This is a genomic window from Clostridium sp. CTA-1 (genome assembly GCF_054768215.1).
Genome location: NZ_BAAAAP010000008.1, coordinates 142,090 through 156,011, shown reverse-complemented (window position 1 = coordinate 156,011; position 13,922 = coordinate 142,090). Strand labels below are relative to the sequence as shown.

14 protein-coding genes are annotated in these 13,922 nt (G+C 28.6%); all 14 read left to right on the top strand.

Annotation, left to right across the window (positions count from 1 at the left end):
• Positions 1 to 161: 161 nt before the first annotated feature.
• The 14 genes from mraZ (at position 162) to ACYUEW_RS08780 (ending at position 13,919) form a co-directional block, all read left to right on the top strand.
• On the top strand, positions 162 to 590 hold the full coding sequence (gene mraZ / locus ACYUEW_RS08845; RefSeq protein ID WP_030034702.1) for a division/cell wall cluster transcriptional repressor MraZ: 429 nt from the start codon (positions 162 to 164) through the stop codon (positions 588 to 590).
• A 79-nt stretch (positions 591 to 669) separates the two neighbouring features.
• Entirely contained in the window at positions 670 to 1,599 is a 930-nt protein-coding gene (gene rsmH, locus ACYUEW_RS08840) for a 16S rRNA (cytosine(1402)-N(4))-methyltransferase RsmH (protein WP_003486569.1), read from the top strand.
• Between the two features lie 82 nt (positions 1,600 to 1,681).
• A complete protein-coding gene (locus tag ACYUEW_RS08835; protein WP_042385199.1) occupies positions 1,682 to 2,185 on the top strand; it encodes a cell division protein FtsL in 504 nt (167 codons plus the stop codon).
• A 15-nt stretch (positions 2,186 to 2,200) separates the two neighbouring features.
• Positions 2,201 to 4,381 carry a stage V sporulation protein D gene (locus ACYUEW_RS08830; RefSeq protein ID WP_042385197.1) on the top strand — a complete coding sequence of 727 codons (2,181 nt, stop codon included), beginning with the start codon at positions 2,201 to 2,203 and terminating at the stop codon, positions 4,379 to 4,381.
• 230 nt (positions 4,382 to 4,611) lie between these two features.
• Positions 4,612 to 6,060, top strand: a complete 1,449-nt coding sequence (locus ACYUEW_RS08825; protein WP_003486561.1) for a UDP-N-acetylmuramoyl-L-alanyl-D-glutamate--2,6-diaminopimelate ligase — start codon at positions 4,612 to 4,614, stop codon at positions 6,058 to 6,060.
• Positions 6,061 to 6,176: 116 nt separating this feature from the next.
• Positions 6,177 to 7,565, top strand: a complete 1,389-nt coding sequence (locus ACYUEW_RS08820) for a UDP-N-acetylmuramoyl-tripeptide--D-alanyl-D-alanine ligase (protein ID WP_003486559.1) — start codon at positions 6,177 to 6,179, stop codon at positions 7,563 to 7,565.
• Positions 7,566 to 7,599: 34 nt separating this feature from the next.
• The gene (mraY, locus tag ACYUEW_RS08815; RefSeq protein WP_003486557.1) at positions 7,600 to 8,553 is read left to right on the top strand and encodes a phospho-N-acetylmuramoyl-pentapeptide-transferase; all 954 of its coding nucleotides are present in this window, start codon (positions 7,600 to 7,602) and stop codon (positions 8,551 to 8,553) included.
• A 78-nt stretch (positions 8,554 to 8,631) separates the two neighbouring features.
• A complete protein-coding gene (gene spoVE / locus ACYUEW_RS08810; protein ID WP_003486555.1) occupies positions 8,632 to 9,744 on the top strand; it encodes a stage V sporulation protein E in 1,113 nt (370 codons plus the stop codon).
• Between the two features lie 321 nt (positions 9,745 to 10,065).
• The gene (locus ACYUEW_RS08805) at positions 10,066 to 10,836 is read left to right on the top strand and encodes a cell division protein FtsQ/DivIB (RefSeq protein WP_043031836.1); all 771 of its coding nucleotides are present in this window, start codon (positions 10,066 to 10,068) and stop codon (positions 10,834 to 10,836) included.
• 10 nt (positions 10,837 to 10,846) lie between these two features.
• Positions 10,847 to 11,560 carry a DUF881 domain-containing protein gene (locus ACYUEW_RS08800; RefSeq protein ID WP_003486550.1) on the top strand — a complete coding sequence of 238 codons (714 nt, stop codon included), beginning with the start codon at positions 10,847 to 10,849 and terminating at the stop codon, positions 11,558 to 11,560.
• 32 nt (positions 11,561 to 11,592) lie between these two features.
• Complete coding sequence (locus tag ACYUEW_RS08795) at positions 11,593 to 11,943, top strand: small basic family protein (protein WP_003486548.1); 351 nt, start codon at positions 11,593 to 11,595, stop codon at positions 11,941 to 11,943.
• Positions 11,944 to 12,675 carry a DUF881 domain-containing protein gene (locus ACYUEW_RS08790; RefSeq protein ID WP_003486546.1) on the top strand — a complete coding sequence of 244 codons (732 nt, stop codon included), beginning with the start codon at positions 11,944 to 11,946 and terminating at the stop codon, positions 12,673 to 12,675.
• A 93-nt stretch (positions 12,676 to 12,768) separates the two neighbouring features.
• The gene (locus ACYUEW_RS08785) at positions 12,769 to 13,440 is read left to right on the top strand and encodes a YggS family pyridoxal phosphate-dependent enzyme (protein ID WP_042385192.1); all 672 of its coding nucleotides are present in this window, start codon (positions 12,769 to 12,771) and stop codon (positions 13,438 to 13,440) included.
• Between the two features lie 20 nt (positions 13,441 to 13,460).
• On the top strand, positions 13,461 to 13,919 hold the full coding sequence (locus ACYUEW_RS08780; protein ID WP_460276596.1) for a cell division protein SepF: 459 nt from the start codon (positions 13,461 to 13,463) through the stop codon (positions 13,917 to 13,919).
• Positions 13,920 to 13,922 lie beyond the last annotated feature (3 nt).

The window sequence follows — 13,922 nt, the reverse complement described above, 5'->3', positions numbered from 1 at the left end:
CTTATTTTGTTAATCTTATTAATATTTTAAATTAATTTAAAAATTGGAGTAAAAATATTTAAATTAATAGAAGGAATTTTAATGAAAATATAGAATATTAACCTTGATAGTGGTTTAAAGTGGTTTAAAGTGGAGTGAAAATTACCAATTGGGGTGGAGATATGTTTATAGGGGAGTATAATCATAGTTTAGATACAAAAAATAGAATTATAATCCCGGCAAAGTTTAGAGAGGAATTAGGAAAGAACTTTGTATTGACTAAAGGATTAGATGGTTGTCTTTATGTATATCCTAAAAGTCAGTGGGAGGTTCTTCAGAAAAAATTAGAAACTCTACCTCTAACCAATAAAAATGCCAGAGCTTTTGTAAGATTTTTTTTCTCAGGAGCTCATGAATTAGAGCTAGATAAACAGGGGAGAACACTAATACCACAAAACCTTTTAGAATATGGACAAATACAAAAGGAAATAGTAAGTATAGGAGTTTCCAATAGAATAGAAATCTGGAGTAGGGAAAAATGGGAAGAATATAATAACTCTAATATAGATTATGATAGTATAGCAGAGCAAATGAGCGAATTGGGAATATAATCATTTGTTATATTTTAACTATTTAGATTTAATTTTAATTATAAAATAAGTGTAAATGAATTACATTAGGAGGATACACATGGAGTTTAAACATATATCTGTATTATTAGAAGAGACTATAGATTCACTTAATATAAAGGAAGATGGTATATATGTGGACTGTACCTTAGGTGGTGGAGGACATTCTAAAGAAATATTAAAAAAATTATCTCACAAGGGAAAATTAATAGGTATAGATCAAGATACAAGTGCTCTTAAAGCAGCTAAAGAAAGATTAAAAGATTACGAAAATGTAATTTATGTACATAATAATTTTTATAATATAGATAGTATTTTAGAAGAGCTAGATATAGAGAAAGTTGATGGTATAGTAATGGATTTAGGGGTATCTTCTTACCAATTAGATGAAGCTTCAAGAGGCTTTAGTTATATGAAAGATGCACCTTTAGATATGAGAATGAATAGAGATGAAAATTTTTCAGCCTACGATGTAGTAAATAGCTATGGAGAGGAAGAGCTATTTAAAATATTAAAAAATTATGGAGAAGAAAAATTTTCTAGAAAAATTGCTAGATTTATAGTAGAAAGAAGAACAGAAAAATCTATAGAGACTACAGGGGAATTAGTAGAGATAATAAAAAAAGCCATTCCAGCTAAGTTTCAAAGGGAAGGGCATCCTGCTAAAAGAACCTTCCAAGCTATAAGGATAGAAGTAAATAAGGAACTTCAAATATTAAATAAAGCTATAGAAGATAGTGTAAATAGACTAAATAAAGATGGAAGATTAAGTATAATAACCTTTCACTCATTAGAGGATAGAATAGTAAAGGTGAAATTTAAAGAGTTAGAAAAACCTTGTACTTGCCCACCAAGCTTTCCAATTTGTGTTTGTGGAAAGAAACCACAAATAAAAATAATAACAAAAAAACCAATGGAACCCTCAAAGGAAGAAAAAGAAATTAACTCCAGAAGTAGAAGTGCAAAACTTAGAGTATGTAGAAGAATTTAAATATATAAATTTAATGCTTTTAAAAATTTTTATATCCAATACTTTAAAAATATAGTTATAAAACAGAAGGAGGCTGAATAAATTGGTAATGTTAGAAGGAAAAAACAGATTTAGTGGGAATACAGTTTTAAAACCACAGTATGAACCACAGATAGAAAAAGATAAAGAAAAAGAGAAAAAAGAGCAATACAAAAGGAATAAAAAAATACAACAAAAGCTTTTAAAAAAGAAATTCAAAACTTTAAGGAATATTATAATAGCTTTTATATTAGGGGTTACTTTAGTTGCTAGATATGGAATATTATATAGTATGCAAAAAGAGTTAAGTAGTGTAAATAGTGAGATATCAGAAGTAGAAAAGGAAAGTGAAAATTTGAAGGTAGAATTAGTTCACCATAGCAATTTAAGCAATATAGAGAAGGTAGCAGGACAAAACCTTAAAATGGTACCCCCTGATAAAGATTCAGCAATATATACGGATTTAAGCTATAATAATTTTAAAAAAGAAGATTCTAAGAATCATATTGGAGAAAAGCATAATGCTTTTTTAGAGTTTTTTTCTAACTTAAAGAAAGTGCTATTTTAAATGGAGGTAACATAATTGTCAAATAGTAAGTACAGAGACAAAGTAATAATTAGAAAAAGAATGGTGTTTATATTTGCTCTTTTAATTTTAGCTTTTATAGGTTTAGTAATAAAAATGGGAACTATAATGATAGGTCAGTCTCCAATGTTGAAAAAAAAAGCTGTGGATCAATGGACAAGTGAAGTAAAAATTGATGCTAAAAGAGGTAGAATACTAGACAGAAATGGCAACGAGCTAGCAGTAAGTGCTAATGTGTACAGAGTAGATTTAGATATGAACACTTTGAGAAGTACTATGGAAGAAAAAAAGCTGTCTAAAAATGATGTAGCATCAAAACTTTCAAAAGCATTAGATATGGAACAAAAAGAAGTAGAAAAAGTATTGGATAAAAAACTTCCAAGTGGATTACCTTTAGCCTCTGCCACTTTAAAAAGAAGAATAGAAAAGGACAAGGCTGACAAGGTAAGGGAATTAGATTTAAGAGGAATTTTAGTATCTGCAGATACTAAAAGATACTACCCTAATAATAATTTTTTATCTCATGTATTAGGACATACAAATTCCGATGGAAGGGGACTTACAGGGGTAGAATTGTACTATAACAATATATTATCAGGTAAGCCAGGGGTAAGAATTGCTGAAACGGATAATAAAAGCAAGGAATTACCTTATACTATTTCAGAATACACTAAACCAGAGGATGGAAAAGATTTAATATTAACTATAGATGAAATGATACAACACTTTAGTGAAAAAGCAGCAGAGCAAGCTTTAAAGGATAACAAAGCAAAGGCAGTATCTGTAGTAGTAATGGATCCTAAAACTGGAGAAGTACTAGCTATGGCAAATAAGCCAGATTATAATCCTAATGATCCTTGGCAGGAAGGGAAAAGCTATGAAGAACTTCAACAAAACTGGAGAAATAGATCGGTTAATGATACTTTTGAACCAGGATCTGTATTTAAAGTCTTTACAGCAGCTACGGCTTTAGAAGAAAATTTAATAACCTCCGAGGATAAGTTTACTTGTAATGGAAGTATAACTATAGGGAAAAGAACTATACGTTGCTGGAAAAGTGGAGGACATGGTACTCAAAACTTTGTGGAGATACTTAAAAACTCTTGTAACGTAGGTTTTGCACAGTTAGGTCATAAGATAGGTAAAGAAAAATTAAATTCATATATTCAAAAATTCGGTTTCGGTAAAAAAACTGGTATAGATCTTCCAGGAGAAGCACCAGGGATAACAAAGAAAACAGAAAATATATCAGATATAGATTTAGCTACAATATCCTTTGGTCAAGCTAACACGTTGTCTATAGTACAATATCTCCAAGCTTTTAATGCAGTGGCTAATGGAGGAAATCTTATAAAACCTCATGTTATGAAAGAAGTAGGTCGTTTTGATGAGGAAAAAAATAAAGAAATAATAGAAAAGAAAAACACTATAGATAGTAAGCAAGTTTTAAATAACAATAAGATGGCTACCCTAAGAAGCTACTTAGAAAAAGTAGTAGCAGAAGGGGGAGGTAAAAAGGCTTATATAGCAGGTTATCATATAGGTGGTAAAACTGGTACAGCTCAAAAGGCTGGTAAGGGTGGATATATGCCTGGTAAATATGTAGCTTCCTTTGCAGGAATGGCACCAGCTAATGATCCAAGAATAACAGTATTTGTTTCTATTGATGAACCGGATCCTTCAAATTACTATGCAGGTCAAATAGCAGCTCCAGCAGCACAGGGGTTATTTAAAGATATATTTAATTATTTAGCATTGAAAAGTGATGCAGAAGGAGAAGATATAGCTAAAAGTCTTTTAAAGGATATAACTATTCCTGAAGTTAGAGGTAAGACAAAAGAAGAAGCACAAAAAATATTAAAGGATTTAAAATTAGATTGTGAAATACAGTCCGAAGGAGAATATGTAGTAGATATGAATCCTAAACCAGGGTATACTGTAAAAGAAGGTAGTAAAATCGTTCTTTACACAGGAAACAATCAAAATTATAATAAAGTAGTAGTTGTTCCAAATGTAAAAGGCCATACTGTAGAACAGGCTATGTCTGTATTAAATAGTATAGGATTAAGAGGGGACATACAGGGTGATGGAATTATTTCTCACCAAAGTATAGAAGCAAATAAGGAAGTTAAAAAAGGAACTATGGTTAACTTAAAAGCAGAACCAATAGGAGATTAATATAATAAAAAATTGGCATGCAGTAGTACAGAATTCTGTGTATTGCATGCTAATATTTTGTTAGTTCTACATAAATAATTTAATTAATAGACTTTAAAAAAATTACATAAGAAACTATAATGAAATAAGGATATGTGAATAAAAAAATAAAATTTTTTATTTACAAAAATTAAATATGATTTTATTGTTATTATATTAAGCGACAATAATTGGGATAAGGAAGTGTTACAATGGATTTAAGTTTAATACTAAAGTCATTAGAATATTCTTTTGTAAAAGAGGATAAAAAGGAGATAGAAAAAATAGAATATGATTCAAGAAAGGTTAAAGAAGGAGATTTATTTGTTTGTATAGAGGGATATGCAACAGATGGTCATAAATATGCCAAAAAAGCTTATGATAATGGAGCCAAAGTAATTGTTTGTGAGAAAGATTTAGAAGACTTATCTTGTTACAAGGATTGTACTATAATAAAGGTTCCAGACAGTAGAAAAGCCTTAGCTATAATGGCATCTAATTATTATGGTACCCCATCTAAACATATTAAAATAATAGGTATTACAGGAACAAATGGGAAAACTACTTCTACTTTTATGATGAAAGCTATATTAGAAAAAGCAGGCTATAAAGTAGGACTTTTAGGAACTATAGCAAATTATATAGGAAATAAAAAAATAGAATCCAATAGAACTACGCCAGAATCTTTAGAACTACAAAAATTATTTAAAGATATGGTAGATGAAAAAGTAGATTATTGTGTTATGGAAGTATCTTCCCATTCTTTATATTTAGATAGAGTTTATGGGGTAGAATTTAAAGAGGCTATATTTACAAATCTAACACAGGATCATTTGGATTTTCATAAAACCTTTGAAAACTATTTTAACTCCAAACTAATTTTATTTAAAAATGCCCAAAATTCAGTGATAAATATAGATGATAGTTATGGAGAAAAAGTATTAAAGAAAGCTTTAGGGAATAAAGTAACCTATGGAGTAGAAAAAAGTTGTGACTTAAAAGCAGAAAATTTACACATGCATTCTAGAGGAGTAGAATTTGATACTATATTTAAAAATGAAAAAGAAACCATAGCTTTAAATATACCAGGAAAATATAATATATATAATGCGCTAGGAAGTATTGGTGCCTGCCTTTTAGAGGGGATTTCTTTACAAACTATAAAAGAAGCACTAGGGGATATATCTGTACCAGGAAGATGTGAAATTGTAACTAAAAACTATGATTTAGGTTATGATGTTATAGTAGATTATGCCCATACACCAGATGGATTAGAAAATATATTAGCTACTGCTAGAGAGTTCACAAAGGGAAGATTAATAAGTGTATATGGATGTGGTGGAGATAGAGATAGAACTAAAAGACCTATTATGGGAAAAGTAGGATCAGATTTAAGTGATATAGCTATAATAACCTCAGATAATCCAAGAACAGAGGATCCATCCCTTATAATAAAAGATGTGCTAGAAGGTATAGAAAAAGATAATTATATAGTGGTTGAAGGAAGACGAGATGCAATAAAAAAGGCTATGGAAATAGCCAAAGAAAATGATGTTATAGTAGTGGCAGGAAAAGGCCATGAAGATTATCAGATATTAAAGGATAGAACTATTCATTTTGATGAAAGAGAAGTAATAGAGGAGTTAATAAAAGAAATATAAATTATATTAAATATAATTATTTAAATTATTTTTAATATAAAGTAGATGGATTTATAATTACATTTGGTTAGAAAATAATAGTAAAAAGATTATTACTCTGAAATGGGAGTGTTAGCGTGGAAAATGTTAAACTAGAAGAAATAATAAAAGCAGTTAATGGTGAGTTAGTGATAACTGGAGAAAAAGATGAATATAATTCAGTAAGTACAGATACAAGAAAAATAGAAAAGGGAGATATATTTATAGCCCTAAAAGGAGAAAATTTTAATGGAAATAACTTTGTACAAACGGCCATAGAAAAGGGAGCGTCTTTATGCATAGTAAGTGAAATAAATTTTGATAAAGAAAAAATAGGTAAATCTTCTTATGTAATAAAGGTAGAGAGTACTAATAAGGCTCTTTTAGATTTAGCTAAATACTATAAAAGTAAACTAGATATAAAAGTGGTTGCTATTACTGGATCTACAGGAAAAACATCTACAAAGGATTTAGTGGCGGCTGTGCTTTCAGAAAAATATAAAGTATTTAAAACAGAAGGAAATTTTAATAATGAGATAGGACTTCCTCTTATGATTTTTAAATTAGATAAAAGTTATGATATAGCAGTTTTAGAAATGGGTATGAATCATTTTAATGAAATACACAATATGGCAGAAGCAGCAAAACCAGATATAGCTATAATAACTAATATAGGGATATCACATATAGAGAATTTAGGATCTAGAGAAAATATTTTAAAAGCAAAATTGGAAGTAACAGATTTCTTTAGTAAGGATAGTATTTTAATAGTAAATGGAGACAATGATCTTCTATCAAATTTTGAAAGTGATAAATATAAGGTATGCAAAATAGGTACAGAGAAAAAATTTGATTTTAATGGAGAGAATTTAAATTTAGAAGAGGAAAGTATAGAATTTGATGTATTAGAACAAGGTGAAACAGCCTATAAAGGCTTTAATGTAAATGTACCTGGAAAGCATAATGTGCTTAATTCTCTTACAGCTATAGCTTGTGGAAAAGTTTTAGATATGAACTACGAGGATATACAAACTGGAATAAAAAATTTAAAAGCTACCTCTATGAGACTAGACATTATTAAAGAGAAGGGCTTTACTATAATAAATGACTGTTATAATGCAAGTCCGGATTCTATGAAAGCAGCTATAGATGTAATGAAAAATGTAAAAGGAAAAAGAACTATAGCTTTATTAGGTTCCATGAGGGAACTTGGAAATGAGGGGTATAGAGCCCATAGAGAAGTTTCTGAATATGCAAAAGAAAAGGGAATAGATTTATTATTTTCTATAGGAGAGTTTAGTGAAGCCTATAAGGAAGGTTTTGAAGAAATAAACAAAGAGAATTATAAAAGCTTTTTAAATAATGAAGAAGCAGCAAAATACATAAAAAATATAATAAAAGATGGTGATATAATATTAGTTAAAGCATCTAGAGCTATGAAGCTAGAAGAAATAGTAAAAGAACTAAGGATAAAACAAGAAAAATAGGAGGTGACTTGCTCACAAGTTAGAGCAATTATTTATGAATAGAATAGTATATGCAGTGCTTTTAGCCTTTTTAATATCTATATTAGGAGGACCAATATTAATACCTTTATTACACAAATTTAAATTCGGACAAAATATAAGAGAAGAGGGACCAAAAAGTCATAGAAAAAAAGCAGGTACTCCTACTATGGGCGGAGTGATATTTATATTATCATCTATAATAACAATGGCGTTAACTATAAGAAAGCCAGGGGATGAAGCTATGGTAGCTTTATATGCATTTATAGCTTTTGGAATAATAGGCGCTTTAGATGATGGTTTGAAAATAATTCATAAAGACAATTTAGGACTAAGGGCTTACCAAAAAATGTTATTGATTTTAGTCGTATCTGGTATATTTGGGTATTATTCTGCCAATAATCCTAATATAGGTACTTCAATAATAATGCCTTTTACTAGGAAAAGTGTGGATTTAGGAATGTTTTATATACCAGGTATAATAATATATTTTGCAGCCACCACTAATGCCGTTAATTTAACAGATGGATTAGATGGATTAGCTACGTCTGTTACATTACTTGTTATGACTTTCTTTGCTTTGGTAAGCTTTGGAATGGGTCACTATACTTTAGCTATATTTTGTGCAGTGTTAGCAGGAGCCCTTTTAGGATTTTTAAGATATAATGCCTTTCCAGCACAAGTATTTATGGGAGATACAGGTTCTTTAGCTTTAGGTGGAGCAGTAGCCGCAGTAGCCATGATACTAAAGTTGGAAATATTGGTTGTAATAGTAGGAGGAATATATGTATTAGAAACTTTATCTGTAATAATACAGGTTATATCCTTTAAGCTTACAGGAAAAAGAGTATTTAAAATGAGTCCTATACATCATCACTTTGAACTAAGTGGATGGCATGAAACTAAAGTAGTATCTGTTTTTTCAATAATTACAGTAATATTATGTTTAGTTGCTTTCTTAGCAGTATAATAAGCATTAGATAATGTAATTATAGCTATGAATTTATTTTGAATCTATAAGTAATCTAATAGGAGGAATTAGCGGGATATGAAAAAAACTAAAACTAAATTAGGCGCCATAGATTTTACTCTTTTTGTTACCATAACCTTATTGGTATCTATAGGGGTAATAATGGTTTATAGTGCTAGTTCTTACAGTGCCTTTTTCAATCCAAATATAAAAGATAGTACTTATTTTTTAAAGAAACAGGGAGTAGCAGCCATTATAGGAATAATATCTATGCTCTTTATCATTAAAATTGATTATCATAAATACAAAAAACATACTAAAAAATTAATGCTTATAACTATAGTTTTATTACTTATGGTTTTTATATTTCCGCCAGTAAAAGGAGCTAGAAGATGGATAAGATTAGGTCCAGCATCTCTTCAACCATCAGAGATAGCTAAATATATAGTGGTTATATATATGGCAAAAAGTTTAGAGTCCAAAGGAGAAAAAATTAAAAGCTTTGCTTACGGTATAATTCCATATCTATTAGTGTCAGGCTTTTATGCAGGCTTGGTATTTGCAGAAAAAAATCTTAGTATAGCAGCTGTTATAATGATAGTTACTTTAATCATTTTATATGTAGCAGGAGCTAGAACTAAACATATATCTTTTGTAATGCTAGTAGTTGGATTAGCAGGAGTAGCAGGTATATATTTTGAACCCTTTAGAATGGCTAGATTCTTAAGCTTTTTAGATCCTTGGAAGGATCCTAAAAATACTGGATATCAGCTTATTCAATCCTTATTAGCCTTAGGATCTGGAGGTATCTGGGGAGTAGGTATAGGTAGATCAAGGCAAAAATGTTACTATATACCGGAACCCCACAATGATTTTATATTTTCAATAATAGGTGAAGAATTAGGTTTGATAGGATGTATTCTTATAGTTATTTTATTCTCAATATTTATATGGAGGGGAATAGTTATAGCTACAAAAGCGAAAGATACATACGGTACTATTTTAGCTACGGGAATTACATCTATAGTAGCAGTTCAAGCCATAATAAATATGGCTGTTGTAACAGGATCCATGCCTGTTACAGGAGTTCCTCTTCCTTTTATAAGTTATGGAGGATCTTCTTTAGCAATTAATTTAATGGCTATGGGAATATTACTTAATATATCTAGACAAACTGAAAATACTATATAAAAAATAGCAACATTTAGTTGCTATTTTTTTATATATTCTTAAATTAATATTAATTTAAGAATATCAGGATATAGTTAACTGGCTTTATATAAAGAAGTATACTATAATTTTATTATAAGAATTGTTATAAAATAAAAATTCTTTAATAAAATTTAAAATAGTATTATAAAGAATTAATATACAATATGTATAAGTGTTTTTCATATTAAAAATATATATTTTAAATATTGTAATTATTTTTTAATGAAATAAATGAATTAAAATGTTAAAATAAATTTAAGTTTAAGTTATAATAAATTAAGTATTTAGGTAGGTAAAATAATGAGTAAAGATTTAATAAGCACAGACGAATATATAAAAATAAAAAAAAAGAGAAAAAGAATAAAAAGGATAGTAGTATTATTTATATTTTTAATATCTATCTTGGTAACCCTATGCCTTAAAATACCTTATTTTAATATAGAATCAATTGAGGTACAAGGTAATGTAAATATATCTAAAGAGCTAATAAAAGATACTTCTACTATTAAAACAGGGAATAATATATTTTATGCTAACAAAAGGGATGCAATAGAGAATATTTCATTGAATCCATATATTGAAGAAGTAAAAATCACAAAAAAATTTCCTAATAAATTACAGATATATGTTAAAGAAAGAGAAGCTTTGTTTTATAATAAAGTGGATAAAGACTTTTTTATTATATCTAAGAATGGATGCCTATTAGAAAAAAGAAAAGACATTAAAAATATGAAACTTATCAATTTACAAGGGTTTGAATTCAATGAATCTAAAATAGGAAATCCTTTAAAATCTAAGGATGAAAGAGCAGTAAAAATTTTAAATGATTTTGGAGTACTATTAAAAAATAATACCTCTGATGTAGTTTTTGCTCAGTTAGATCTAAGAAATTTATTGGATATTAGAATTTATTCCAAGGGTATATGCGTAAAAATAGGCACATCAGATCAAATAGAAAAGAAATTAAATACAGCTGTAAATATTTTAAAAAGGGATGAACTTAAAAAAGCAAAAAAGGGATATGTAGATGTGAGTTATGAAGGAAATCCTGTATTTTATATAGAAAAATAGGAGGTAAGAAATGAAAAAGACTTCACAAATTAGTATAGCATTGGTTTGTGCTATATTAGGATTTATGTTATCTCATCAATTTAAATCTATAGTAAAACAAGAAAAAACTCTAAATATAACAAGTAAAAGTAGTGAAGATGTTACTGTAGAAATCGATCAATATAAAAAAGAAAAAACAGAATTAGAGAAAAGAGTAGATGAACTTCAAGGAAAATTAAAAGATTATGAGAATAAGGCTTCTTCTAAAAGTGATGCTACTAAAAATTTACTTCAAGAGCTTGAAACCACAAGACTGCTAACTGGAAATACAGATGTAAAGGGACCAGGTGTAGTAATATATTTAAATCCTATAAATGATATATTTGGATCTACTCCAAGTGATAAGATAACAGACAAGCATTTAGTCTATTTAGTAAATGAATTAAGGTTTGCAGGGGCTGAGTCTATAGCTATAAATGGTATAAGAATAGTTAATAGAACGGGTATAAGGATTGCTGGAAACTATATAATGATTAATGATGAGAGAGTATCTCCTAATAAAAGGATAACTATAGAGGCCATAGGAAACAAAGACTTATTATATGCCACAATAGATTTCCCAGAGGTCTTTGTGGACTTTAAAGCTATATGTGATATAAAGTATGAAAAAAAAGATGAAATAAAAATGTCAAAATATAACAAGGTTTATAAAAATGAATATGCAAAACCTGTGGAAGAAAAATAATTTCTACTAAAAGTAATTAGGAGGTCTTTTATATGATAGGTTTTTTGGGACTTATAATAGGTATTGTAATAGGAGCAGTCTTTCAAGTTAATATACCAGATAAATTTTCACCTTATATGTCAGTAGCTATATTGGCTTGCTTAGATTCTGTATTTGGAGCTTTAAGAGCCTCACTTGCAAAAAACTTCCATGCAGATATATTTATATCAGGCTTTTTTGGTAATGCAGTATTGGCAGCGGGACTAGCTTATTTAGGCGATAAAATGGGGGTTCCTATATATCTAGCTGCTGTAGTGGTTTTTGGAGGCAGAATATTTGATAATTTTGGAGTAATAAGAAGAATACTTATAGAAAAAGCTAAATCTCATACTGAGGTGAAATAGATGAGAAATAACGAAGCTACTATATTTATATTCATAGCTTCTATAGCCGTAGGAATATTAATCTCCATGAATATAAGTTTTAAAAAGGTAAATGCTAGAACTTTTTTAAATGTAAAACAATATCAAGAATCACTTAATGAAAAAAATAAATTATATGCAGAAGTTAGTAACTTAAAGGAAAAATATAATGCTTACTATGAAAAGTTAGAAAAATATGAAAATCAATTGTCAAACGACAAAGAAATAAGAGAAGAGGTTAATAAGGAAATTTTTCAAAACAAATTGCAATTAGGAACTATACCTGTAGAAGGACCAGGAGTAAGAATAGTATTAAATGATGCAGATAAGGAATTATTTGAAGGAGGAACCTACGAAGAAAATAAACTTAAATTAATACATAATACAGATATTATACAGGTTATAAATGATTTAAAAAATGCTAAAGTGGAGGCTATATCTTTAAATGGTCAAAGAATAACTAATGTTTCTGATATATATTGTGATGGAACTTTTATTGGAATAAATGGGGGAATAAAATTATTAGCTCCTTTTTATATTGAGGCTATAGGTGATAAAACATCAATTAAAGAATATATGCTTAGAAATGATGGGTATCTTCAAATATTAATGCTTAGAAAAATATATGTGGATATACAAGAAAAAGATAAAATAATAGTACCAGCTTATAGTAATGATAAAAAACCAAAAAATATAAAATCCACAGAAAAATAATTAGTTTAAAAGTGTTTAATTCTGAAGGACTTTTAGATTTTATAGAGAATATTATAAAGTAAATAATAATTAAGGCTGTAAGGGGGCATGACTTTGGAAATAGAAGGCAATATTAATAGCGTAAAAAAAAGTTTACCAAAAGATGTAACTCTTATAGGGGTATCCAAAACTAAACCAGTAGAATATATAGAGGAAGCATATGAGGCTGGATTGAGAGATTTTGGAGAAAATAAGGTGCAAGAGCTTGTAGATAAAATAGAGTATTTTAAAGAAAAAAAAGATATAAGATGGCATTTAATAGGCCACCTTCAGAGAAATAAGATAAAGTATATAGTAGGAAAGGTTTATTTAATACATTCTTTAGATAGTATTAGACTTTTAGAAGAAATAGAGGATAAATATAAAAAACAAAATAAGATAGCAAATGTATTAATTCAGATAAACATAGGAAAAGAAGAAAGTAAATATGGCATATATAAAGAAGATTTAGGAAATATGCTAGATGCTATAGAAAAATGTGAAAATGTGAAAGCCAAGGGTCTTATGGCCATAATACCTAAAGGATCTGATGAGGAATGTGCTAAATATTTTAGACAAATGAAAGAAATCTTTTCAACACTACAAAATAAAAGCTTTAAAAATATAGAAGTGAAATACTTATCTATGGGAATGACAGGAGATTACCCTATTGCTATAAAAGAAGGATCTAATATGATAAGAGTAGGACAAGGAATTTTTGGAAAAAGAAATTATGATATAAAGTAATTATTAAGGAGGTAAACATTATGTCAGGTAAAATATTAGATAAAATGGCTGGACTTTTAGGCCTAGAGGATGATTTAGAAGAGGATTTAGAAGAAATAGAAGGACAAGAAGAAACAGTAGAGGAAGAAGTAACTCCGCTTATATCTTCAAATACAAAGAGAAATAATAAAGTAGTAAGTATACATACAGCAGTTTCAGCTAAAGTTAAAATAATAAAACCCTGTAGTTATGAAGAAGCTGTAGATATATGTGATGAATTGAAGAATAGAAAAATAATAATAGTAAATACTACTGATTTAGAAACTAAAATAGCCCAAAGATTACTAGACTTTATGGGTGGTGCAAGCTATGCATTAGGTGGTAGTTTAGAAGAAGTAGAAAAGTCTGTATATATATTAGCACCCTCAACAGTAGAAGTTACCAATGAACTTAAAAGTCAATTAATATCTAGTAAGGGCATATTTAATTGGAATAAATAAAAT